This is a genomic window from Halogeometricum sp. S1BR25-6 (assembly GCF_031624495.1).
Classification (GTDB): Archaea; Halobacteriota; Halobacteria; order Halobacteriales; family Haloferacaceae; genus Halogeometricum; species Halogeometricum salsisoli.
This window is the reverse complement of the sequence record NZ_JAMQOP010000001.1, coordinates 837,068-859,988: the sequence shown is the minus strand read 5'-3', so window position 1 is coordinate 859,988 and position 22,921 is coordinate 837,068. Positions and strand designations below refer to the sequence as shown.

Below are 22,921 nucleotides of genomic sequence, written 5' to 3'. Positions count from 1 at the left end.
CTCAGGCGAGCTTTCTGAGGTAGCTGTACGCCGTATCGACCCACGAGTTCGGCAGGTACCGCGCGAGGGCGGCGACGCGGGCCGGCGTGCCGGGGAAGTAGCGCGACCGCGGTTTCGTCGAGGAGGCGGCGTCGACGATGTCTTCTGCGACGCGTTCGGGCGGGATGGCCGCCGGGCCGGCGCCGCCGAGCACCTGCGAGTCCTCGAAGATGTCGTACCACGACTCGTACGCCCCGGAGCGTTCGATACCGGGAATCTCGTTCGTTCCCTCGACCTGTTCGGCCGCGCGGTCGGAGAAGTTCGTCGCCACCGGACCGGGTTCGACGAGGACGGCGTCGACGCCGTACTCGGCAACCTCGTTTCGCAGGGCGTCGGTCATCGCGCCGAGCGCGAACTTCGACCCCGAGTAGACGCCGCCGCCGGGGAAGGAGATGCGCCCGGCGACGCTGGAGACGTTGACGACGGTGCCCTCGCCCTGCCGGCGCATGTGGGGCAGGACCGCGCGGGTGAGGCGGTGGGGGCCGTAGACGTTCACATCGAACTGTCGGTGGACCTGTTCGGTCGGCACGTCTTCGAGCGGCCCGAACTGGCCGTAACCCGCGTTGTTGACGAGGCAGGTGATGTGACCCTCCTCCTCGACGATGCGGTCGACCACGCGGTCGACGTCGTCCTGTTCGGTCACGTCGAGCGTCGCCAACTCGCAGCCCTTCTCCCCCAGCGTCTCGATGTCCGCGGGGTTGCGGGCCGTCGCGTAAACGCGCCAGTCCTCCTCCAGGAACGACAGCGCTGCGGCGCGACCGATGCCGGACGAACAGCCCGTGATGAGAACCGTCTTCGGATGCACGTTCACGCACTCTCCCCGCGGCGAGTTAATAGTTCTTCAGTCGCGTCGCCGTCCTTAGACGTACTCGTCTTTCGCCTCGTCGGCGTAGGCGTCGGCCTCGCGGGTCGGTTCGGGAAGTTTGTAGCCCCCGCAGAGACCGGCGACGAGGTCCGCCGCCGTCGACACCGACACGCGGTGGCCGGGGCTGACGTACAGCGGGTTGATTATCGGCTCGGAGTCGTACTGTCTGGACTGGTAGGCGTGGCCGATAGAGTCGCCGGCCTCGGCGTTCTCGACGGAGCTATCGGCGACTACCTCGGTGCGCCAGCCCTCGGGTCGGCCGTCCGCCTCCTCGGCCGTGCGCCCGCACAGCAGATTCTTCGCCACGCCGACGCTCGGCACGTCGAAGACGACGCCGAGGTGCGTGGCGAGGCCCGCCTGCCGGAAGTGGATGCGACCGCTGCCGTCGAAGACGACGAGGTCCGGGTCGGAGTCGAGTTCCTCGAAGGCGGCGACGATGGGGCCGCCCTCGCGGAACGACAGCAGGCCCGGAACGTAGGGGATATCGAGGTCGGTCACCGCGTGGACGCGCTCGACCACCTCTCCGCCGCGCATGACGACGATTGCGCTCACCGCCTCCTCGTCGAGGAACGCCTGGTCGACGCCGGCGACGAGGGGTCGCTCGCCCGTCAGTGACGCCTCGGTGCCGAGCGAGACGTCCGCGGGGTCGAAGTCGAACGCGTCCGTCCAGTCGGCGGCGTCGGCCACCTCGAACTGGAGGTCCTCCATCTCCCCGCGAGAGAGCGCCGGGTCGGGGAGGAACTCGGGGTTGACCGGGCGCACGGTTAGAACCGCCCCGGACCGCCCATGCCGCCGCCACCGCCGCCGCCGCGGCCGAACTGGAGCGACTCGGGCGTCCTGACCTGTTGTTTGACGCGCGCGCCGTAGAGCAACCCGACCACCAGTCCCGCGAGGTGGGCGAGGTGGGCGACGTTGCCGCCGAGGGCGCCGACGCCGCCGGAGACGCCGAACCCGGCGACGATGCTGAACGCGGCGAAGCCGAACGTCAGGACCCACAGCGGCATCGGGATGACGAAGTAGAGGTACACCCGGAGCCCCGGATTCAGCACCGTGAGTACGCCGAGGACGCCCATGATGGCGCCCGAGGCGCCGACGACGCCCGCGCCCACCGCGCCGACGGTCAGGAGCGTGCTCGCCACCTGCGCGAGGCCCGCGAGGATGCCCGCGGCGAAGAACAGGAGGACGAACCGTCTGGTGTTGATGTAGCGTTCGACCACCGGGCCGAAGAAGTACAGCGCGATGCTGTTGAACGCGATGTGCGTGAAGCCGCCGTGGGCGAACATCGACGTGAACCACGTCCAGACGTAGCCGATGCGCCCCGGTCGGAGGACGAACACGGTCTGCCAGAGTTCGGTCCGCGGGCCGAAGCCGAGCACCGGGAAGATGAAAAACTGGAAGGCGAAGGTGATCCACATGACGCCGAGGAACACGTAGGACATGTTCCCCCGGAAGTAGCTCATCGGACCGCCCGTCCCGGTGAGGCGGTCGAGCGCCCCCTTCGTGCGGCCCTGTTGATTCACCGAATCGTCGAAGCCGCTGTCGAACACGCCCGAGGGGTCGTCCCACTCCGAGAGACCCGGGCACTCGTGGTTCTCCGGGAGCCGATGTTCCGCGCAGAACGTCCGCCCGCAGCGCCGACACTGATACGGGAGGTTCTCGTGCTTCCCGCACTCGTCGCACGTAGCCATTGCACGGGGCTAGTCGGCGGCGGCTAAAAGGGGTTCCCCTCGTTCGGAGGTTATTAACCCCGCTCGGGCGGCGGAAATCGGTCCCTACCGGACCGTCCCGGCGTTCGGTCGTCGCCGACGCGGGTTCCTCCGCTGTGAGCGTCGCGCGCTACGCCGCCTCGTCGCCGCCCGCGGCCGCCTCGGAGTCGTCTCCGTCTGGGCCGTCCGCGGCCGCGCTCTCGGGGTTGAAGTTGCGCGGGACGACCGTCGCGTGCGCGATGCCGAAGGTGGATTGTTTCGCTGCCATCTCTACGTACACCTACGACCGTGCGGGTCTAAAAATTACCCATGCGCATAATTTATCGTCGGCGTGCGGCGTGATAACTCACGGACATGCGGTCGAAGCTGAAAAACGGCTCCGTCGGGCGTTACGCGAAGTTCTCTTCGTAGAGGTCCATCGCGTGTTCGATGGCGTCCTTCGCGGCGTCGGCGTCCTCCCAGCCCAGCGTCTCGACTTCCTTGCCCTTCTCGAGGTTCTTGTACGTCTCGAAGAACTCGGCTATCTCGCGTTTCTGCTGTTCGGTGAGGTCCTCAAGGTCCTGCACGTCGTCGTAGCGGGGGTCCTCGGTGGGGACGGCGATGACCTTGTCGTCCTTCTCGCCGTCGTCGTCCATGCCCATCAGGGCGACGGGGCGGGCCTCGATGATGCACCCCGGGAACGTCTGGTCCTCGACGAGGACGAGGACGTCGAACGGGTCCTCGTCGTCGTAGTACGTCCGCGGCATGAAGCCGTAGTCGGAGGGGTAGTGGACGTTGGAGTGGAGGACGCGGTCGAGGACCACGCCGGGGATGTCCTTGTCGTACTCGTACTTGTTGCGTTCGCCCTTCAGACACTCCACGACGGCGTACACCACGTCCGGCGCGTCGGGACCAGTCTCGATGTCTTCCCAGAGGTTAGTCATGCGTCTCCCCCGTCGCACAAGGCGGAAAAAGTCCTTTCGCATTTCGAGAGCCCCCGAGAGCGGCGAACCGAACGCGACGAAGCGAGACCCGTTTCGCCCGACGGCGACGCTCCCTGAAGAAGGATATTCTTCAGGTCATCTATCGAGAGCATCGCGCACGCGAACGGATAGTGCGTTGTCGGGCGTATCTGTGGATTTCAGTACAAATTCGTACAGTATACTCCTGATTGCATCGTCGGATAACCTCCTAATAATCCACGAAACAAAGCGTCAGTTGAGAAGGGTTAAGTAGGTAGGTGACATTTTTGCAACCATGTCAGAGGCACAAACAGTCAACGGCTCCGGGCTGGCCCGCGACCTGACCGCGTTCCAGCAGAACATCCTCGTCATCCTGGCCGAGGAACCGATGTACGGACTCGCCATCAAGCGCAACCTCGAAGACTACTACGGCACCGAGGTCAACCACGGGCGCCTGTACCCCAACCTCGACGACTTGGTCGAGATGGGGCTGGTCGAGAAGAGCGAACTGGACAAGCGGACGAACCAGTACGAACTAACCGAGAAGGGCCACGACGCGGTGCTGGACCGCTTCGCGTGGATGCTCGACAAGTTCGTCACCGACGAGACGCGCGCCGGCGAAGTGCGCGAACTCATCGACGCGAACCTGTAGTACAGCGGCGACGACGAAGGGAAAGAGTTCTTCAGAACTCGGGCACGTCCGCTTCGGCGACCTCGAACACGAGTTCGACGCTGTCGCGGACGACGGATTCCTGTTTTTTCGACGGCCACGCGTTGCGCGGATAGTACTCGCTCAGAAACTCCGTCACCTCGGCGCGCGAGGCGGTGTCCATCCGGCGCACGTAGTGGTTACCCATGAAATCCGCGAAGACGCGGGCGTTCGCCGCGTGAACGGCGCCGTGTTCGGCCTCGACGGCGTCGACGAGGTCGTCGTTGTGCGCCTCGACGGCCTTCCAGTCGCCGTCGACGTCCGCGCCCGTCAGCGGTATCTCGTAGGCTCGGTCGGTGTCGTCGATGCGGTCGGTCCGGACGGTGTCGTCCACCATCCACTCGGCGGGATGCAACACTAGCGTCTCGTCGCCGCCCCGGACGCGCGCTCTGAACGCGTGCTCCGCGAGCACCTCGTCGCGTCGCTCCCGGTAGGCGGCCGCCTCGTTCTCGTCGACGGCGTCGCGGGCGAGTCGCGTGAGTCGCTCCGCGGCGTCCACCGCCGCCTCGGGCAGTTCGCCCGTTTCGTCCTCCTCCGCAACCGGCGCGCCGCGGTCGGCCGCCTCCGCCACTCTGTTCTCCTCGCCGCGGTCGGTCTCTTCAGGCATGGTCGAGCGCCTCGTTCGCTAGGGAGTCGGCGCGGTCGTTTATCTCCCTCGGGACATGTTCGAGCGTCCAGCGGTCGAACCGTTCGAGCAGTTCGCGGACGCGGACGCGGCGCTCCCGGAGTTCGGGGCTGTTCGCGTCGTACTCCCCGCGGACCTGCTTGACGATGAGTTCGGAGTCGCCGCGGGCGTCCACCTCGTCGAAGCCGAACTCCGCGGCGGCCTCCAGCGCCCGGATGAGCGCCTCGTACTCCGCGCGGTTGTTCGTCGTCTCGCCGATGGTCTCGGAACCCTCGCCGACGATGCCCTCGGAGGTGACGATTGCCCACCCGACCGCCGCCGGACCGGGGTTGCCCCGACTCGCCCCGTCAAAGTAGACGTGCGCCCGGCCGCCGGACTCTCTGAGAATCGCGAGGAGGTCGGTCGGACGCGCGCCCTGTACGACCACCTTGTCGTCGTAGGCGACGGCGTTGGCCTCGCCGCGGGCGGCGCGCCAGCGTTCGTACTCCGTGTTCCCCTCCTCGACGTCGACCCCGGCCTCCTCCAACCGCCGCCGGGCCTCGTCGGGGTCGCAGTCTGCTGTCGGCATACCCCTCCCTTCGGCGGCGCGCCTAAAGCGGGTTCGCTCTCCCGGCGGTCGGCGCGTGGGGACGGCCCGCACGGTCAGAATCGTTATGTGATCACGTGACAGTCGGTCACTATGACCGCCGAGACGGCCGTCGTCGCCCTCGCGCACAGGTCCCGCCCGTCGGAGACCGTCCTGCGGACGACGACCGGGGGGTGGTGACCGTGGTCGCCGACGGCGTTCACGTCTTGCTCGCCGTCTCCCTCGTCGTCGCGGTGCTGCGCACCCGGCGGGCGGAGCCCTACCTGGTCGCCATCCTGGCCGCCAGCGTCCCCGACCTGGACAAGTACCTGTTCACGCCGTTCGTCTACGCCGGCTACCTGTCGGGTCCCCTCTGGACGCACCGCGGCATCACGCACTCGCTTCTCGCCCTCCTCCTGTTCGTCGGCGTCGCCCACCGCGTCGGCCACTGGCGGGCGGCGGTCATCGGCTACGGCTCCCACCTCGTCGCCGACTACCTCACCGGCGGCATCCGCCTGTTCGCCCCGTTCACCGTGCGGCTTCACGGCCTCTACTACGACTGGATGCTCGGCAACGTCGTCGCCGGGTCGTTCGCGGTGGTCGTCACGGTCGTCGGGTTGGCCGCCATGCTCCGACTCGGCGCGGACGCGGACGGCGACGGCGGCGCTGGCACCGGGACCGGTACCGGCACCGACGCCGGCGCGGGTGCCCTAACCGCCGACGACCCGTTCGGCCGGTTCTCGCGGTGGTGGTTCCGGTGACGGGGTCGGTGGCGTCCGGCGGCGGAGTCCGACGGCGAATCGAGCGACGGAGCGTTCGGAGGTCACAACGCCTATGGACGCGGGAACTGAACGCTCCGGGCCGATGACGAACTCGCCGACGCCGACGATGCGACGCCGGGCGCTCTTGGCCGCGGCGGGCGGAACGGCCGCGTTCACCGGCGGGTGTCTGGGGCGAGTGCGGCGGTTCGTCGACTCCGATTCGCCCCAGCGAGTGCGGGTGCAGGTCGCGACCCTCCCGCGGGACACCGACCCGTACGCCCGCCGCATCGCCCGTCAGGTCGCCGAGTGGCTCCGAGCCGCCGGTCTCGGTGCCACCGTCGTCCCGATGGCCGAGGAAGAACTCTACCGCCGCGCGCTGCTCCGCGAGGAGTTCGACCTGTTCGTGGCGCGGCTTCCCGCGCAGTTCCGGCGCCCGGACGCCCTCTACCCGCTGTTGCACTCCCGGTTCGTCGACGGTCCCGGGTGGCAGAACCCGTTCGGCTACGAGAACGACCGCGTCGACGACCGACTCGACGCCCAGCGACGGGCGTCCGGGAAACGCCGCCTGCGGCTGGTGCGGGAACTCCAGTCGACGCTCGCCCGGACGCAACCGTTCACGCTGCTGGCCGTCCCCGACGACGTCAGGGCGGCCCGGCGGACGGCGTACACGGGGTGGCGGGGGGTCGACCTCCGGTCGCCGCTCGGCTATCTCGCCCTGAATCGAGCGACGGGGGCGGCCGAGTCGAGCGCGGGGGACCGGCGCCGCGACGACACCCTTCGGCTGGCGGTCACCGACGGCCGGCGGACGGCGAACCTCAATCCCCTGTCGGTCGCACACCGGAGCGACGACGTCCTCACGGGGTTGCTGTACGACCCGCTCGGGTACGCGACCGGCGAGGGGGTCGAACCGTGGCGGGCTGACTCGTGGACGCTCTCCGGGGACGACGCACCGGTCGGCCGCGTGCGGCTTCGAGAAGGGACGACGTGGCACGACGGAGAGCCGTTCACCGCCGCGGACGTGGCGTTCACCTTCGAACTGCTCTCGGACACGACGCTCGGGCAGGGAGCGGACGAGGGGGCGGGCGGAAGTGAGGACGGGGGCGACGCCCCGGTTCCCGCCCCCCGATACCGCGGGCTGACCACCCTCGTCGACGAGGTGGTCGCCGAAGACGAGACGACGGTGGTGTTCCGGTTCGCCGAGTCCGCGCCGGACGTCGCCGTCAACGCCTTTACGGTCCCGATTCTGCCCGAACACGTCTGGCGGGAGCGGACCGCCGCGGTCTCCCGCGAGGGCGACGCGGACCCGACGACCGAGGCGCTGACGGCGGACAACGTCCCCCCCGTCGGGAGCGGTCCGCTCCGATTCGCCGGGAACACGTCGGGCGAAAGCGTGGTCCTCGAACGCTTCGACGACCACTTCCTGACCGACGAGGCGGCTTCCGGAGCGCTGGCCCGGCGGGTCGGCGGCGTCCCCTTCGAGCGCTTTTCCGTCCGAGTCGTCGGCACCGGGGTGACGGCCGTCGAAACCGTCGCCGGCGGCGAGGCGGACGCGACGGGGACGCCCGTCGGCGCCGACGCCGTCCCGCGCATCGGCCGCTCGGACGCCCTCGAACTCCTCGTCGAGCGCTCGCCCTCTCCGTACGTCGTCGGCTACAACGCCCGGCGACCCCATCTCTCGGACCCCCGGTTCCGGCGCACGCTCGCGCGACTCTTCGACTCCGAGCACGTCGTGGAAGCGGTATTCGACGGCTACGGGCGACCGGCGGTCGGTCCGCTCTGGGACACCCGCTGGTATCCGGAGGCGTTCGTGTGGACCGACGGCAACCCGGTCACCCCCTTCCTCGGGAGCAACGGCGACGTGGACGCCGAACGCGCGAGGGAAGCGTTCCGGATGCTGGGCTACCGGTACGACGACGGCGCGCTCGTGGTTCCCCCGTGACGCGATTTGCGGTCCGAACCCGCCGCTGAGATGCCTCGGAGGCGCGTTCTCCCCGCGTTCGGATTCGTCCAAGGATTTAACTTTGACGCGATACCGAGTATAAAAATGCGATGACACGGCCTACTCGCCAGCGGGAGCGAGACGGTGATCGAGTACGATGGAACCGCGAGCGTCGGGACGAGGACGCCGCCGAGGAGCAGACCGAAACGGAGGACGAGGACGACATCGACTTCGAGGACATGGACGAGGAGGACCTCGTCCGGACCGGCGACGGGGAACTCATCCACGAACCGACCGGCATCGTCGTCGAAGAGGAACAGATCGACCCCGGTCCGGAGTGGCGGGCGTTCAACCACTCCGAACGGCAGTCGAAGTCCCGCGTCGGCGCGCCGACGACGCAGACGATGCACGACAAGGGACTGACGACGACCATCGACTGGAAAGATAAAGACGCCTACGGACGCTCTATCTCCTCGCGGAAGCGCTCGCAGATGCACCGCCTCCGCAAGTGGCAGGAGCGCATCCGGACGAAGGACGCGGGCGAGCGAAACCTCCAGTTCGCGCTCTCGGAAATCGACCGGATGGCCTCCGCGCTGGGGGTTCCCCGGTCCGTTCGGGAAGTGGCCTCGGTCATCTACCGCCGCGCGCTGAACGAGGACCTGATTCGAGGGCGCTCCATCGAAGGCGTCGCCACCTCCGCGCTCTACGCTGCCTGCCGGAAGGAGGGCATCCCGCGCTCACTCGAGGAGATATCCGACGTCTCCCGCGTCGAGCGAAAAGAGATTGGACGGACGTACCGCTACATCTCCCAGGAACTCGGGCTGGAGATGAAGCCCGTCGACCCGAAGAAGTACGTCCCGCGGTTCTCCTCGGAACTGGACCTCTCGAAGGAGGTGCAGTCGAAGGCCAACGAGATAATCGAGACGACGGCGGAGAAGGGCCTCCTCTCCGGGAAGTCGCCGACGGGGTACGCCGCGGCCGCCATCTACGCCGCCTCGCTGCTCTGCAACGAGAAGAAGACCCAGCGAGAGGTCGCCGACGTGGCGCAGGTGACAGAGGTCACCATTCGGAATCGGTATCAGGAACAGATCGAAGCGATGGGCATCCACGGCTGAGGACCCGTCCCGCTCCGACAACGCGTCGCCGACCCCGACCGTTCTCGGCGGTGACGGACGCTCGCGAACGACCGGTTCCGTGCGGTCCCGGTTCGCCCGGATTCTCTACGTTCCGCCCGCCCGCGACAGGTTCAAGCGGGTGCCGCGGCTAGGAAAATCGACCAGATGCGCCTCGACGAGTACATGGACCTCGCGGCGGAGTCCGAACGCGCGAAGCGGCGCCGCCTCGCCCAAGAGAAGTCCTACGACATCCTCGACCACCTGGAGGACTTCCAGCACCGCTTCGAGGAGACGGTGCAGGGCGACTCGCTGTTCGGGAGCGTCTCGCCGTCCATCTTCGTCGGCGCGTCGAACTATCCGAACGTCTCGACGGGCATCCTCTCGCCCGTTGGCCGCGAGGACGACGCCGCGAAGTACGAGACGTCCGCCGGGTGGTACGAGGAGGGCGTCTCCATCGAGGACGTGTTCCGGCGGCGCACGAGCCTCCTGAACTCGAATCGTCCCACAGAAGTGCAGAACGTGAACGACGCGTGGGACGGCTTCCTCGGCGTCCAGCGGGAAGTCGCCATCGCCGACCGGCCGGTGAGCGTCGAAATCGGCCTCGACGGCCGCCCGGACGTGGACTTCGACGTGGGACGCGACGACATCGCCACGCCCACCGGCCCGCGCGCCCGCGCCCGGTCCGCTGACCTGGCGGAGAACCCGCACGTCCCCCGGCCCGTCCAGAAGACGCTTGAGGACGACGACTGGAACGCGCAGGGGGCGATGAACTACCTCTACCGCCGAGGGTTCGACGTGTACGACATCAACACCATCCTCTCGGCGGGGGCGCTCGGACAGGGAGAGAACCGACGACTCGTCCCCACGCGGTGGTCCATCACGGCCGTCGACGACACCGTCGGGCAGTTCTTACGAGGAAGAATTCAGACGAACCCGAGCGTCGACACGGTGGAGATTCACCGCAACGAGTTCCTCGGCAACGCCTTCTGGGTGATTCTCGCCCCCGGCGACTGGGAGTTCGAGTTGGTCGAGATGAAGGCGCCGGGCAGCGTCTGGAACCCCGACCCCGAGGCGGGGATGTGGCTCGCGGCCGACGGCGAGGGGTTCGAGGGTCGCACCGGCTACGTCGAGGAGACGGCGGGGGCGTACCACGCCTCCCGCCTCGGCGCGTTGGAGCATCTCGACCGGCGGGACAGACAGGCGAAGGTGCTCGTCCTCAGACACGTCTCCGACGACTACTGGGGGCCGGCGGGCGTCTGGCAGGTCCGCGAATCCGTCAGAGACGCCTTCGAGGGGGAGTCGGCCACCGCGGAGACGTTCGCCGCGGCAGTCCGGCAGGTGACGGAGTACCTCCCCGTCACCGCTGGCGACCTGCGGCGGAAGTCCACGATGGCATCGGGACTCCAGACGAACCTCGGCGACTTCTCGTAGACGAACGCTTTTTCCGACGTCCGCCGCTCTCGCCGGTATGCTCACGCTCGTCCTGCAGGTCGGCTTCCCCGGCGGCGCCGGGGCGCTGCTCGCTCTCATCCTCTACGGACTGTTCGCGTCGGTTCCCGTCGCCGCCCTCCTCGCCGTCGCCTACTTCGTCTACCAGATTCGCGAGGACACGAACCGCATCGCGGACTCGCTCGAACGACTCGAAGAGCGAATCTGACTCCGTCGGTCACCGACTCGGGGAGTATAAACGGGTTGGCACGCCATGCATCGCTCCTATCGACGGCCCGGACGTACCATCAGTATGGAAGAACGATTCGCGGGGACGGGAACGGGGACGCTGGCGCGGAGTCGCCGCCTCGTCGCGCTGGTCGCCCTCAGGGAACACGGCGGCGCGATGACGCCGGCCGAACTCGCGTCCGCCGTCGCGAGTCGGGAGAGCGGTCGTCCCTCGGCGGCGGTGGCCGACGACCACGTCGAACGGGTGCTGTCGTCGCTGCGTCGCTGGCACCTCCCCGCGCTGTCGAACGCCGGTCTGGTGAGGGTCATCGCCGACTCGGACTCGGAGTCGGACGCCGGGGAACGCGTCGCACTCGACGCCGATTCCGCCGACGTCCGCCGGATTGTCGCCGCCCTCTTCGAGTCCGATGTCGAGGACGGGGCGGCGACCGGTGAGTGAGTACTGGGGTCGAGTCGCCGGGAGGTCAGCCCTCGGCGGTGACGAGCGTCGCTGTCACCAGCGAGACGATGGCGCGTCTGAGTCGCTCGGTGACCGCCTGGTCCGAGACGCCGAGTTTGTCCGCCAACTCGACCGTCGTGCACCGCCGCGGGATGTCGTAGTAGCCCTCGTCGACGGCGATGAGGAGCGTCTCGCGCTGGACGTCGGTCAGTTCGTCCCACGGTCCGGCGCTCGCCTCGTCGGCGCTGCAGACGCGTTCGATGTCGAGCGAGACGTCCGCCTCCTCGCAGGTGGTGCGGAACGATGAGAGCGCGCGGTGGGTCGGAAAGTGTATCTCGAGTCGCCACTCGTTGAAGGCGCCGCGCGCGCTGAATAGGCGGGCGCCGGCCGCCGCGAGGCCGTGAAAGAGCACGTCCTCTCCGAGGTCCCACTCCAGCGCGAACCGGACTCGGTCCCGAAAGACGTCGACGACGCTCACCCGTTGGACCGACGGGTGCGTCTCCATCGAGGCGGACAGCGCCTCCGGGTCCCGGTCGCAGTCGTAGACGAGAAAGAACGGAACCGCGTCCTCGCCCAGGGGTACGAGCGTTTCGAGTTCGACTCTCGTCCCCCAGTCGAGGTCGAGAACCCGGCCCAACTCGAACTCCGAGGGCTGAATACAGAGTTCCACGATGACACTCATGATCGGCTTTGTCGATTGCGAGTTCTCCCTATGCCGACAAGATACGATGGCTTGGTACACCATGCAGGCGGCGGCGAACCGCCGTCCGGTGAGTCGGTTCCGACGTCACAGCGGGACTACCGGTTGCGCAGGTGTTAAGATACCGTGGTCCTGCGTACCAAGATATAGCACAGGTCGACGGTCGAAACGCCACCGAAGCGGCGACGGACGCGAACGAAACCATGTCACCATCCAGTCCCTCGGACCGAACAGTCCGCACGGCTTCGGAGTTCAACGCGGCGTTGCGGGCGCTCATCGAATCCGCCCACGACAACGGCGTCGACGTCGAAGGTGGGTGGGAGTGTCGGACTCCCCCGGACGCCCCCGATTGGGACGTCGTCGTCGTCGAATTCTCCGGGCGGGCGGGCGCCGCCGACGAGTGAGGCCGGCGCTGCCGACTCCTCTACGCCGCGTCGAGGTTCGAGAACGCCTCGTCGGCGAGTCGTCCCGTCTCGGCGATGATGTCCTCCATTTCCTCGTCGTCGGGCGCGAGACCCACGAGGCGGCCGATGCGCATGATACTCACGTGGTACACCGTCTGGACGCCCGGTTCCTCCTCCCAAACGACGACGTTGCAGGGGAACAGCGCGCCCATCTGCTTCTCGGAGGCGTCGAGCACCCTGTCGGCGACGGCGGGGTTGCACGCGCCGAGGACGTAGTAGGGGTCCCGGTCCGCGTCGACTTTCTCGTTGAGCAGGTCGGAGGGGGAGAACTCGACGGGAACGCCGAAGCCCGCCTCCGCGAACGTCTCGCGGACGTGTTCTATCGCGTCCTCGTGGTCCATCCGGAGCGTCGCGCGCTTCTCGCCGATGTCACCGTCCGAGAGCGCCTCGGGGTCGATTGGGAGCGTCATCGCCGCCGACTACGACGCCGTCGGGGGAAAAGCTACGGAAGTGTCCGTTTCGCGCACGACCGACCGTCAGAGCGGAATCGGGAGCCAGCGGAGCCATCCGAGCACCGTTTCCGTGGGGATGAGCGGGTCGTGCAGAACCAGCCAATCGAGGAGGACGAGGCCGAGGCCGTGCGCGACGATGGAGGGGAGGATGGAGTCGCTGTCGTAGTCGACGGCGCCGAACAGCACGTCCGTCGGCGCCGAGAGGACGAGTTCGATGGGCGGCTTGCCGACGTGGTGGAGCGCGTAGACGACGGGACTGATGAAGATGCTCTTGTAGCCGAACTCCTCGCTTACGCCGACGCAGAGCAGGCCGCGGTAGTACGTCTCGGCGGCGACGACGACGAGCAGTTGCTGGAGGGCGTGCGGAACGAACGCCGCGAGGGCGGTGCTCGTCTCCCACATCGGGTAGTACGCCCTGACGCTCGGCAGCGACGACCCGACGACGTAGAACGGGAGGACGAACGCCGAGATGAGAACCGTGTTTCGGAGGGCGCGTCGGTTCACCCGCCAGCCGAGATTGCGGCCGTGCGTGACGGCGAGGGCGGCGGGGAAGACGATGAAGACGACCGCGTCCCGAAACGCCCGGTAGGTGAGGTTCGACGACGGGACGTTCCACGTCCCCCACAAGAGCGCGAGGAACAGCCCCGTCAGTAGCGACTTCTGCAACCACGTGAGCCCGGCCACCGAATCGCGGAGCCGCGAGAGCGAGACGCCGAACACCGAGAACCGTCCTTCGACCGCCTATCTCGTCTGCTTCGTCTCGACGGGACCGGTCCCGACGACGGACTCCACCTCGTCGACGAACGCCTTTCGGGTCTCGAAGTAGGAGGCGTCGACGTCGTCCAGTACGTCCGAGAGCGTCTGCGGCCCTGACGGCGTCCGGATGACGGCGTCTCCCTCCTTCTCGAGGAGGCGTGATCTCTCGCGCGGCCACGTCAACCGCGAGGCGACCCGGGCGAGCGGTTGGCCCTCGACGGGCGTCTCCTCGCCGAGTTCGACGACGGGTCCCTCGTCCTCGTTCTCGTCCTCGTCTGCCATGCCGTGCGCTTTGCCACCGCCGGCAATAATCCCTTCGACACGGTCGCACGCCGGCGACGCCTCCGCGCCGTCCCGCGCCGGCGGAGACGCGTCCGCACCGCCGAATAGGGCGATTTTACGGAAGTTGTTATACTCTGATGGGAGTCATACGAGCGTCTGACGCACCGTTTTGTGTGCGGGGACTATACACACGCGCATGACCAGTCTCTCGGAGGCCTATCACACAGGAGAACGCGCGGGGCCGAGCCTCCGGCGACTGTCGCTCGGACTGGGGGTGTTTCTCTTCGGCGTCGCCCTCGTCGTCGCGGGCATCGTCGTCGCGACGACGGACCTACTCCTCGGCGACATGACGCTCGGGGGCGTCCGCGAACTCGGGGGCATCCTCGCGGGCGTCGGCGTGCCGATGGTGTTTCTCGGCATCTTCACGGTCACCCCGTCGAGCCGACTCGCGAAGGCGGCGGCCGTCGTCGGCGCGGGCATCGCGCTCGCCGGCGTCGCGCTATTCCGGTACGCCTACCCCTGCCGGTGGTCCGGGGCGACCGGCTGTCCACCCGGCTACGGGGATTTGACGCTTCTGACGGTTGGAATCTACTTCCTCGGCGCGCTGACGACGTTCTGGTGTCTGTTCGTCGGCGTCGCCAACTTCAAGACGCGGAACGCGCCGGGCGGCACCGCCACGGTGGAGGTGACGAAGAAGGGCGAGACGCGCTACGTGGAGGTCAACCGCTCGCGCGGCCTCGGCGGCATCGGCTTCCTCGGCGGCACGCCCGACTCGGAGGCGGAGACGCAGACGGGCACCTCCGGAACCGTCTCCGACGGCGGCACCGACCCCGAACCCATCACCTCGCCGCAGTCGAGCAGCGACGGGGCGCAGAGTCCGACGGGACCACGAGGGCCGCAGTCGCCCGCCGGCGACCGGTCGCAATCCCAATCCCAAGCCCAGTCCCAGTCTCGGCCGGCCGACGTCTACTGCGGCAACTGCGCGCACTTCGACTACGTCCGCACCGACGACGGCATCGTGCCGTACTGCGGCTACCACGAGGAACTCATGGACGACATGGAGGCCTGCGACCGCTGGACGCCGCGCGGCGAGCAGTAACTCGGCTCTTTTCTCACCGGACCGCGTCCAACCGCGCCGCCACGTCCGCCCAGTGGCTCCCCCGCCAGAACACCTGCCCGCAGTCCCGACACCGCCAGAGCGGGCGTTCGTCGGGGTCGGGTGCGTACTCGGGGACCGATTCCCCGGCGTCGACGGGAGCGACCGGCCCGTTGCACGACCCGCACCGCGTCGGGCGGTCGCCGAGCCTCGGAGAATAGCCCGCCGCCGCGAACTCGGCGAGTTGGTCGGTCACCGCTTTCGAAGAAAGGAGGACGCTCTCGTCGGCGCGCGCGGCGAGGCGTTCGTCGCGGGTGACCAGCGTCCGGCCCTCCTCGCGCGCGCGTTCGAGGACGGCGTCGTCGCCGGGGTCCGGGCCGTCGTCGAGGACGTAGGCGGCGTCGTAGCCGCACATCCGCAGGTACGTCGCCAGTTTCCCGAGCATCGAATCGAGAAGGAGCGAGTCGGCGTTCGAGACGGAAATCGGCTCGGCGTCCGGGTCGACCATCAGTGCAGGAACGAGCGCAGGTCCTCGACCGACCGCGCGTTCAGCAGGTCGTCGGCCTCGCACCACCCGCGGCGGGCGGTGTGGACGCCGTACCGGACGTAGTCGAGGCCGCCGGGGGCGTGCGCGTCGGTGTTCGTGACGAGGGTCGCCCCCGCTTCGACGGCGACGCGCGCGAGTTCACCGCGCAGGTCGAGGCGGGCGGGGTCGGCGTTGATTTCGAGGGCCGTCCCCGCTTCGGCGGCGGCCGTCGCGACCCGTTCGACGTCGACGTCGAGGCCGGGTCGCTCGTTGATGAGGCGGCCGGTGGGGTGTCCGAGAACGTCGACGGAGGGATGCTCGACGGCGGTCACGAGCCGTTCGGTCGCCGTCTCGCGGTCCTGTCCGAGGGCGGCATGCGGCGAGGCGACGACGACGTCGAGTTCGGCCAGCAGGTCGTCGCCGACGGAGACGCCGCCCTCGGCGTCGACGTTCGCCTCGACGCCGTGGAGGAGTTCGAGGTCCGCGTCGGCCGCCGCCGCCTCGACGGCGTCCATCTGCTCGCGGAGTTCGTCGTCCGAGAGGCCGACGCCGCCGACCATCCCCGGCCCGGTGGCGTGGTCGGTGACGGCGTAGTAGTCGTAGCCTCGCTCTTCGGCGGCCGCAACCATCTCGTCGAGCGAGTACCGGCCGTCGGACCAGTCGGTGTGCGTGTGCAGGTCGCCGCGCACGTCCGAGCGCTCGACCAGCGTCGGGAGCGTCCCCTCCCGCGCGGCCTCGATTTCGCCGGCGTCCTCGCGGACCTCCGGTGGAATCAGGGGCAGACCGACGGCGTCGTACATCGACTCCTCGGTCTCGCCGGCGACTCGCTCGCCCGCCCGCTGGTCGGCGTCCGGGTCGTCGACCTCGGAGACGTTGAACACGCCGTACTCGTTCATCTTCAGGTCCCGTTCGATGGCGACGTTGCGGACCCGTCGGTTGTGCTCTCTGCTTCCGGTGAAGTACTGGAGGGCGGCGCCGAACTCCGCCGGGTCGACGACGCGCAGGTCGACGCGGACGCCGTTCGACCGGACGCTCGCCTTCGACTCCCCGGCCTCGATGACGTCGCTCGCGGCGGGCCACTCGACGAACGCGTCGACGACCGACTCGGCCTCGTCGCTCGCGACGAGGACGTCCACGTCGCCGATGGTGTCGCGCCAGCGTCGGATGGACCCCGCGACGTCCGCTCGCTCGACCGCGTCCTCGTCGCGGAGATACGCCAGCGCGTCGTCGGCGAGCGGTCGGGCGTCGCCGAGGCGTTCGCGCTCCTGCGCGCGCCGGGCGAACGGCACGTTCTCGCGGATGTTCTCCTCGGTCTTCGGACCGAACCCCTTCACCTCGCGTATCCGGCCCTCCTCGGCGGCGGCTTCGAGTTCGTCGAGCGTGGTGATGCCGAGCGCCTCGTACAGCGAGGCGACGGTCTTCGGGCCGACGCCTTCGACGCTCGTCAGCCCCGCCATGTCGACGGGGAGTTCCTCGCGGAGGTCTTCTAGCTCTCCTATCTCACCCGTCTCGACGTACTCGACCACCTTCGCGGAGATGGCCTCGCCGACGCCCTGTATCTCCCCGACGGCGTCCTCGCCCTCGGCGGCGAGTTCCTCGACGGGGCGGGCGTGCGCTCTGATGTTCTCGGCGGCGCGGCGGTAGGTGTTCGGCTTGTACTCGACGTCTTTCGCCTCCAAGAGGTCGGCGAACTCCTCGAACAGCGACGCCACCTCGTCGTTCCGGCTCATCGACTCAGCGGCCCCCTCGGCCGGAACCGCTGTCGCGGCCGAGCGCCTGCTTCAGGAAGTTCATCCAGCGCTTCTGGTCTTGGGCCTCCTGCAACTGCGCCTCCTGTTCGAGGTCCGCCGGGCGCAACTGTTCGAGGGCGTTCAGCGCCCGGTCGATGCCAACGATGCTCTCGACGAGTCGCTCGCCCTCCTCGTAGCTCACCTCGTTGTCCTCGATGCGCTGGAGGCGTTCGAGGCGTTCGCGCCGGAGGTTCTTCTTGGCCGCCTCGACCCGTTCGCGTTCCCCGTCGGGAATCGTGTCGCGGCGCTTTATCTCGAAGACGAAGTCGCGCAGTTCGACCTCCTCGCCCTGCACGTCGATGGCGTCGGGGATGTCCACGCCCACCGTGGCGCCCTCGCGGTTGACCCGTTCCAGCAACTGCTTTCGCTCGAACTCCTTCACGGTTGTCGGTTCCGAGTAGGAACGGGCCACACTTCGCTCCTTCGCCCCGATGTCGCCGCCCGCCCGACCCGTTCTCGCGACGTCGCAGTCACCGGCAGGCGTTCGGACGTAGAAGAACCTTCATATGGCGTCTCCGCGGAAGGAGTGGTATGGGTTTGTTCGACCGACTACGTGGGCAAGACGACCCGCGTGTCGCCTTCATCGGAATCGACGGCGTTCCCTTTAGTCTCCTCGCCGACAATCCCGACGAGTTCCCCAACATGGCGGCCCTCGCGGACGCGGGTAGCGCCGGCGCCATCGAGAGCATCGTGCCGCCGGAGTCATCGGCGTGTTGGCCCTCGCTCACCACCGGCGTCAACCCCGGCGAGACCGGCGTGTACGGCTTTCAGGACCGAGAGAACGGCTCGTACGACACGTACGTCCCCATGGGGCGCGACGTGCAGGCGACCCGCCTCTGGGACCGCGTGACCGACAGCGGACGCAAGGCGACGGTGATGAACGTCCCCGTGACGTTCCCGCCGCAGCGAAACGTCCAACGCATGGTCTCGGGCTTCCTCTCGCCCAGCGTCGACAAGGCCGCCTACCCCGACGAGTTCCGGGACTACCTCGACGGGATGGGCTACATCATCGACACGAACGCGAAACTCGGGCACAAAGACGACAAGACCGAGTTCGCCGAGAACGCCCACAAGACCATCGACAAGCGCTTCGAGGCGTTCACGCATTACCTCGAACAGGACGACTGGGACCTCTTCTTCGGCGTGTTCATGACGACCGACCGGGTCAACCACTTCCTGTTCAAAGACTACGAGGACGACACCCCCGACAAAGAGAAGTTCATGGAGTTCTACCGCAAGGTGGACGACTACCTCGGCGAGATTCGGGAGATCGTCCCCGACGACGTGACGCTCGTCGTCGCCTCCGACCACGGGTTCACCTCGCTGGACTACGAGGTCCACTGCAACGCGCTCCTCGAAGAGGAGGGTTGGCTCTCCTACGAGGACGACGACCACGAGCAACTGGACGACATCTCCGACGACACGCTCGCGTACTCGCTCATCCCCGGCCGCTTCTACCTCAACCTGGAGGGTCGCGAACCGCGCGGCGCCGTCCCCGAAGCGGAGTACGAGGAGCGCCGCGACGAACTGAAGGAGATGCTGGAGAACCTCGAAGGTCCGAACGGCCGGAAGGTCGCGGACCGCGTCGTCGAGAAGGAGGAGGCGTTCCGCGGCGACCACGACGACATCGCCCCGGACCTCGTCGTCGTCCCGAACCACGGCTTCGACCTGAAGTCCGGGTTCAAGGGCGACGCCGACGTGTTCGGACAGGGCCCCCGCAACGGGATGCACAGCTTCGACAACGCGTCGCTGTTCATCGACGACCCCGACGCGGCCATCGAGGACGCGGACCTGTTCGACATCGCCCCGACAATCCTCGACCTGATGGAGGTCGACTACAGTCGGACCGACTTCGACGGCGCGAGCCTGCTCACGCAGTAAGCGGCGGACCGACCGTCCGACCGTCGCTCGGTGCGAATTCGATTCGATTTCTCCGTTTTCTCGTCGCTCGTCAGTCGGTCCGCTCCCGCGCGCTCGGACCGCTCCGCCGCCGCGCGCTCCGAACGTCGCGTTCGAGTCGCTCGGCGTGCGTCAGTCGAATCTCGCGGGCCTCCTCGGGACTGACCGTCTCGCGGCCGTCTATCTCGTGGGTCACCGGCGCGTAGGCGTCGACGTTGAACCCCATCCGGTCGAGGTACGAGCGGACCGCCTCCGATTCCAGCCCCTCCTCGATGGCGGCGTCGACGTACTCCAAGACGGCGTCGAACTCCGGGACGACCACCGTCTCGTCGCTCACGGACCCCGTCTTGCCCTCGATTCGGAGTTCGGCGTTGTCGAGGCGTTCGACGAACCCGGCCACGTCGTCGGCGAGTCTGAGCACCTGGCTCGGGAGCGCGTTGTCGGGCGAGCGCCACTCGACCGTCGAGAAGCACTCTCTGAGTTGGACGGGCGTCCAGACGGCGCTCTCGGGGGCGAAGTTCGACTCGACGGCCGCCCGGTCGACGCCGGCGTCGACGGCGGTGGTCAGGAACTCCTCGAAGCGGCGTTCGAGTCGCCGCGACCACTCGCGCGTGTCGCCGGCGTAGCACCACAGTTCTCCTTGGTGCGGCACGTCGCCGTACGCCATCCGTCGGTAGAGCTTCGAGCGCGCACCGGCGGCCAACCGCCGACCGTCGAAGTACGACGATGTGTTCGCCAGCGCCAGCGCGGGGTCGATGGCGACGAGCGCGTTCAACTGGTCGATTTCGCGTCCGGGGCGCTGTTCGACGTGGACGTGCGTCCCCGCGCAGTGTCGCACGTACCGGAAGTCGTCGCCGACGACGCGGTTCTGCACCCGCGTCCGCTCGCTGTCCAGTTCCTCCACCGTCTCCTCGCTCATCGGCGTCGCGAGGGGGACGAGGCCCCTGCCGAGTTCGTCGGCGCGCCCGAGGACGGCTCCGAGTCGTTCGTACAGTTCCTCGCGCAGTTCCGCCGTCGTCTCGCAGGGCGACGTCTTTATTTCCAAGATTGGCTCGACGAACTCGCGTTCGGTTCCGTCGGCCGCCCCGAGGAGGCCGTCGGGTTCGACCAGCCGACCCTCCTCGTCGACGACCCAGTACTCGACTTCGAGGCTCCGCCGAAGCGGGCCGGAGCCGTCTACGGACACGGCCGTCCCGTGGCGTCCAACACGATGAGCGGCCGAGAACGACATCGTCCGGTTATGTCGGTGTTTGATAACACGTCACACGTCTATGGCATCCACCCACAAGAACGCTTCGTGAACAGAACTATATACGCCGCTACAGTCGACACGCGTTTCGGAGAGGAGCTACGGGACGCACGTTCGGTTAGAAATGTCCGGTACTATCTGTCGTTCGAACTGCTTTTGGAGATTCGGCGCGGCTCAGATGAGGTCGTCGAGTTCGTCGGTGCGCCAGGCGTTCGCGGGATCCTCGCGGGGTTCGGCCTCGTCGGCCTCGTTCGCGGCGTCTCGCGCCCGTTGCATGAACGCTTCCAAGCGGTCGGAACGCTCGACGCCCCCGAGGAGGACGAGCGACGCGATGCGGTCGGACCCCAGCGGGAAGTCGCCGCCGCGGACCTGCAGGCTGCCCGTCTCCTCTTCGACCCACCGGCGGGCGCGTTCGACGCCCTTGCGGGGAATCTTGTCGGGTTCGCCGGCGATGACGAGGAGCGCCGAGTCGGCCTCCGACGCCTCGGGTAGGCTCGTTCCGGTGAGGAGGGCGCGCCGCGTCGTGCTCATCACGGTGTTGATGTTGCCTTCGGCGTCCTCGGCCGACTCGGCGGCGGCGTAGCCGAGTGCGGCGATGCCGCCCGAGCGGAGGGTGTTTATCACTTCGGAGGAGTCGACGACGCTCTCGGCGACGCCCTCGACGGCCTCGCCGGAGGCGAACAGCAGGCCGACGCGTTGCGCGATGGCCTCGTTGATGGCGTCGAACCCCTCTTCGAGGCTCTCGCCGGACGTTCGGAAGGCGTCGTTGTCGACGAGCAACAGCGAGTCCGCCTCGCGGGCAACGGTCTTCAGCGACCGGCCCGCGTTCACTTGGTACATCGCGCCCTCGTTCCGCCCGGGGAGGACGCCGAGCGCGTAGACGGGGACGTCGTATATCCGCTTGAGTTCGCGCACGAGGACCGGCGCGCCGCCGCTCCCGGTCCCCCCGCCGAGGCCGGCGACGACGAAGATGGCCTCGGTTTCGGCCGTGACGCTGCCGTCGAGAGCGGACAGCACTTCCCGCCTGTCCGCGTCCATCACGGCCGCGCCGAGTTCGTTGTCACCGCCGACGCCGTGACCCTTCACTCGGTCCTGTCCGACGAGGACGGTCTCGAAGGGCAAGTCTCGGAGGTCCGCCTTCGCGGAGTTCACGCCGACGGCGCCGAGCACTGCGCCGAACTCCATTCGGTCGTCGAAGTCGACCAGCGCGCGGGTGAGTTTCCCCCCGGCCTGCCCGACTCCTATCAGGACGGTCTTCATACCACTCTGTAGAGAGTACCGACCTTCAAGCTTCCCCACCAATTCTTTATATGACATGATGGAGCCAGCCCTCCCATGCCGAACGACCGGACGGACGTCGCCACGCTCGCCGCCCGCCTCGACGCCGTCGAACGCGCCCTGACCGACGGAGAGCGCGCTGATTCGAAGGCTGTCGCAAGCACGGAACCCGCCCCAGGCGCCCTCGGAGCCTCATCCGACGGGGGCGCCGCGGACGACGGCACGGCCGAGACCATCCGTCGACTCGAACGACGGGTGGCCGAACTGACGGCCGAACTCGACGCCGTCCGCGGACTGCTCGGCGGCGTCGAGGCGGTGAACGAGTCCGTCGAGCGGCGCGCGGACCTCGCCCTCGCGACGGCTGAGCGCGCGGCGACCGAACGCGCGGCGGCCGACCGGGAATCGGACGGCCTCGTCGTCGAACGCCTCCCGGACGGGAACGACGTCGACGGCGACCCCTCGTCCGCCGTCGACGCGGCCGAGACGGGAGCGGAGGCCGCGGACGAGACGGACGCCGGCTCCCTCGCCGCCCGTCTCCGCGGGGCGCTGTGACGTGCTCCGCGTCGTCCTCGCGGCGGTGCTGGCGACGGCGGTGCTCGTCGCGTCGCTCCCGGCGGTCGAGGACGCGCGTGCCGACCGGACCGCGACGGCGCTCGATACCTCGATAGCGCGCCTCTCGGCCGCCGGGTCCGCGCTCGCCGTCGGCAGCGACGCGACGAGCGACCCCGCCGTCGCGCCGAGGAGAGCAGTCGTACTCTCGCTCCCCCGGCCGACGTGGACCGCCGCGGCGGTCGAATACGTCGCCGTTGGCGGGTCGCCGGGCGGACCGGGCAACCGGAGCGTCGTGACCTACGCGGTCGAGGGCGGCGGCGAGACGCGGCGACTGCTCTCTCTCCCGGTTCCGGTGCGGACGCCGGGGGGTCCGGTCGTCCTCCGCGGGCGCGGCGAGCGGTCGGTCTCGCTGTCACTGCGGGCGACGGGTGAGGGCGACGCGCCAGTGCTCGTCGTCGGGCGGGGGAGCCGAAGTCGCACCTGAGCTTCTTATACC

At 68.4% G+C, this 22,921-nt stretch carries 28 protein-coding genes; 12 read left to right on the top strand and 16 right to left on the bottom strand.

Translation table 11 applies throughout. The features are described from left to right. Position 1 precedes the first annotated feature (1 nt). From NDI76_RS04500 to NDI76_RS04480, 5 genes are all read right to left on the bottom strand, one after another. A complete protein-coding gene (locus NDI76_RS04500; protein WP_310922816.1) occupies positions 2-844 on the bottom strand; it encodes an SDR family oxidoreductase in 843 nt (280 codons plus the stop codon). Between the two features lie 54 nt (positions 845-898). Continuing rightward, entirely contained in the window at positions 899-1,666 is a 768-nt protein-coding gene (locus NDI76_RS04495) for an endonuclease V (protein ID WP_310922815.1), read from the bottom strand. A 2-nt stretch (positions 1,667-1,668) separates the two neighbouring features. Continuing rightward, complete coding sequence (locus tag NDI76_RS04490; RefSeq protein WP_310922814.1) at positions 1,669-2,592, bottom strand: rhomboid family intramembrane serine protease; 924 nt, start codon at positions 2,590-2,592, stop codon at positions 1,669-1,671. A gap of 148 nt (positions 2,593-2,740) precedes the next feature. Then, positions 2,741-2,878 carry a hypothetical protein gene (locus NDI76_RS04485; protein ID WP_310922813.1) on the bottom strand — a complete coding sequence of 46 codons (138 nt, stop codon included), beginning with the start codon at positions 2,876-2,878 and terminating at the stop codon, positions 2,741-2,743. A 121-nt stretch (positions 2,879-2,999) separates the two neighbouring features. Continuing rightward, complete coding sequence (locus NDI76_RS04480) at positions 3,000-3,533, bottom strand: inorganic diphosphatase (RefSeq protein ID WP_310922812.1); 534 nt, start codon at positions 3,531-3,533, stop codon at positions 3,000-3,002. A 313-nt stretch (positions 3,534-3,846) separates the two neighbouring features. Between NDI76_RS04480 and NDI76_RS04475 the strand changes: the two genes are divergently transcribed. Next, the gene (locus NDI76_RS04475; protein ID WP_310922811.1) at positions 3,847-4,203 is read left to right on the top strand and encodes a PadR family transcriptional regulator; all 357 of its coding nucleotides are present in this window, start codon (positions 3,847-3,849) and stop codon (positions 4,201-4,203) included. Between the two features lie 31 nt (positions 4,204-4,234). Here the strand turns inward: NDI76_RS04475 and NDI76_RS04470 are convergent, their stop codons facing one another. Beyond that, positions 4,235-4,867, bottom strand: a complete 633-nt coding sequence (locus NDI76_RS04470; RefSeq protein ID WP_310922810.1) for a DUF7108 family protein — start codon at positions 4,865-4,867, stop codon at positions 4,235-4,237. Next, positions 4,860-5,453 (bottom strand): ribonuclease HI, encoded by a 594-nt coding sequence (rnhA, locus tag NDI76_RS04465; RefSeq protein WP_310922809.1) that lies wholly within the window; start codon positions 5,451-5,453, stop codon positions 4,860-4,862. Before rnhA ends, NDI76_RS04470 begins: the two co-directional genes overlap by 8 nt. A 191-nt stretch (positions 5,454-5,644) precedes the next feature. Between rnhA and NDI76_RS04460 the strand changes: the two genes are divergently transcribed. The 6 genes from NDI76_RS04460 (at position 5,645) to NDI76_RS04435 (ending at position 11,381) form a co-directional block, all read left to right on the top strand. Beyond that, on the top strand, positions 5,645-6,211 hold the full coding sequence (locus NDI76_RS04460) for a metal-dependent hydrolase (protein ID WP_310922808.1): 567 nt from the start codon (positions 5,645-5,647) through the stop codon (positions 6,209-6,211). A 103-nt stretch (positions 6,212-6,314) separates the two neighbouring features. Further along, the gene (locus NDI76_RS04455; protein WP_310922807.1) at positions 6,315-8,150 is read left to right on the top strand and encodes an ABC transporter substrate-binding protein; all 1,836 of its coding nucleotides are present in this window, start codon (positions 6,315-6,317) and stop codon (positions 8,148-8,150) included. A gap of 110 nt (positions 8,151-8,260) precedes the next feature. Beyond that, positions 8,261-9,265 carry a transcription initiation factor IIB gene (locus NDI76_RS04450; protein ID WP_310922806.1) on the top strand — a complete coding sequence of 335 codons (1,005 nt, stop codon included), beginning with the start codon at positions 8,261-8,263 and terminating at the stop codon, positions 9,263-9,265. Between the two features lie 165 nt (positions 9,266-9,430). Continuing rightward, complete coding sequence (gene nreA / locus NDI76_RS04445) at positions 9,431-10,696, top strand: DNA repair protein NreA (protein WP_310922805.1); 1,266 nt, start codon at positions 9,431-9,433, stop codon at positions 10,694-10,696. Positions 10,697-10,733: 37 nt separating this feature from the next. Then, positions 10,734-10,922 carry a hypothetical protein gene (locus tag NDI76_RS04440; RefSeq protein WP_310922804.1) on the top strand — a complete coding sequence of 63 codons (189 nt, stop codon included), beginning with the start codon at positions 10,734-10,736 and terminating at the stop codon, positions 10,920-10,922. 84 nt (positions 10,923-11,006) lie between these two features. After that, the gene (locus tag NDI76_RS04435; RefSeq protein WP_310922803.1) at positions 11,007-11,381 is read left to right on the top strand and encodes a DUF7344 domain-containing protein; all 375 of its coding nucleotides are present in this window, start codon (positions 11,007-11,009) and stop codon (positions 11,379-11,381) included. 25 nt (positions 11,382-11,406) lie between these two features. Here the strand turns inward: NDI76_RS04435 and NDI76_RS04430 are convergent, their stop codons facing one another. Then, on the bottom strand, positions 11,407-12,063 hold the full coding sequence (locus NDI76_RS04430) for a helix-turn-helix domain-containing protein (RefSeq protein ID WP_310922802.1): 657 nt from the start codon (positions 12,061-12,063) through the stop codon (positions 11,407-11,409). Between the two features lie 221 nt (positions 12,064-12,284). Between NDI76_RS04430 and NDI76_RS04425 the strand changes: the two genes are divergently transcribed. Then, the gene (locus tag NDI76_RS04425) at positions 12,285-12,485 is read left to right on the top strand and encodes a hypothetical protein (RefSeq protein WP_310922801.1); all 201 of its coding nucleotides are present in this window, start codon (positions 12,285-12,287) and stop codon (positions 12,483-12,485) included. Positions 12,486-12,505: 20 nt separating this feature from the next. On the opposite strand, the gene NDI76_RS04420 is transcribed toward NDI76_RS04425, so the two are convergent. From NDI76_RS04420 to NDI76_RS04410, 3 genes are all read right to left on the bottom strand, one after another. Further along, positions 12,506-12,955 (bottom strand): DUF302 domain-containing protein, encoded by a 450-nt coding sequence (locus NDI76_RS04420; protein ID WP_310922800.1) that lies wholly within the window; start codon positions 12,953-12,955, stop codon positions 12,506-12,508. Positions 12,956-13,021: 66 nt separating this feature from the next. Continuing rightward, entirely contained in the window at positions 13,022-13,717 is a 696-nt protein-coding gene (locus NDI76_RS04415) for a CPBP family glutamic-type intramembrane protease (protein ID WP_310922799.1), read from the bottom strand. A 21-nt stretch (positions 13,718-13,738) separates the two neighbouring features. Further along, entirely contained in the window at positions 13,739-14,035 is a 297-nt protein-coding gene (locus NDI76_RS04410; RefSeq protein WP_310922798.1) for a DUF5789 family protein, read from the bottom strand. Positions 14,036-14,231: 196 nt separating this feature from the next. Between NDI76_RS04410 and NDI76_RS04405 the strand changes: the two genes are divergently transcribed. After that, positions 14,232-15,134, top strand: coding sequence for a cell division protein CdpA domain-containing protein (locus NDI76_RS04405; RefSeq protein WP_310922797.1), 903 nt, complete (start codon positions 14,232-14,234; stop codon positions 15,132-15,134). Between the two features lie 13 nt (positions 15,135-15,147). Here the strand turns inward: NDI76_RS04405 and NDI76_RS04400 are convergent, their stop codons facing one another. The 3 genes from NDI76_RS04400 to NDI76_RS04390 are packed head-to-tail and all read right to left on the bottom strand — an operon-like array spanning position 15,148 to position 17,829. Further along, positions 15,148-15,639, bottom strand: coding sequence for a DUF5615 family PIN-like protein (locus NDI76_RS04400; RefSeq protein WP_310922796.1), 492 nt, complete (start codon positions 15,637-15,639; stop codon positions 15,148-15,150). Then, complete coding sequence (polX, locus tag NDI76_RS04395) at positions 15,639-17,387, bottom strand: DNA polymerase/3'-5' exonuclease PolX (RefSeq protein WP_310922795.1); 1,749 nt, start codon at positions 17,385-17,387, stop codon at positions 15,639-15,641. The genes NDI76_RS04400 and polX overlap by 1 nt, the downstream gene beginning before the upstream one ends. A 4-nt stretch (positions 17,388-17,391) precedes the next feature. Continuing rightward, positions 17,392-17,829 carry a DUF5788 family protein gene (locus tag NDI76_RS04390; protein WP_310923863.1) on the bottom strand — a complete coding sequence of 146 codons (438 nt, stop codon included), beginning with the start codon at positions 17,827-17,829 and terminating at the stop codon, positions 17,392-17,394. 149 nt (positions 17,830-17,978) lie between these two features. Between NDI76_RS04390 and NDI76_RS04385 the strand changes: the two genes are divergently transcribed. Beyond that, a complete protein-coding gene (locus NDI76_RS04385) occupies positions 17,979-19,328 on the top strand; it encodes an alkaline phosphatase family protein (protein ID WP_310922794.1) in 1,350 nt (449 codons plus the stop codon). Between the two features lie 70 nt (positions 19,329-19,398). Here NDI76_RS04385 and NDI76_RS04380 read toward each other — a convergent pair whose 3' ends face one another. Together NDI76_RS04380 and NDI76_RS04375 are read right to left on the bottom strand one after the other, a co-directional pair. Beyond that, entirely contained in the window at positions 19,399-20,577 is a 1,179-nt protein-coding gene (locus tag NDI76_RS04380) for a glutamate-cysteine ligase family protein (protein ID WP_425498320.1), read from the bottom strand. 192 nt (positions 20,578-20,769) lie between these two features. Then, positions 20,770-21,855 (bottom strand): tubulin/FtsZ family protein, encoded by a 1,086-nt coding sequence (locus tag NDI76_RS04375; RefSeq protein WP_310922792.1) that lies wholly within the window; start codon positions 21,853-21,855, stop codon positions 20,770-20,772. 75 nt (positions 21,856-21,930) lie between these two features. Here NDI76_RS04375 and NDI76_RS04370 point away from each other — a divergent pair, with 75 nt between their 5' ends. Together NDI76_RS04370 and NDI76_RS04365 are read left to right on the top strand one after the other, a co-directional pair. Further along, positions 21,931-22,425, top strand: coding sequence for a DUF7310 family coiled-coil domain-containing protein (locus tag NDI76_RS04370; RefSeq protein ID WP_310922791.1), 495 nt, complete (start codon positions 21,931-21,933; stop codon positions 22,423-22,425). Between the two features lies 1 nt (position 22,426). After that, a complete protein-coding gene (locus tag NDI76_RS04365; RefSeq protein ID WP_310922790.1) occupies positions 22,427-22,909 on the top strand; it encodes a DUF7311 family protein in 483 nt (160 codons plus the stop codon). The last annotated feature ends 12 nt before the right edge of the window (positions 22,910-22,921 follow it).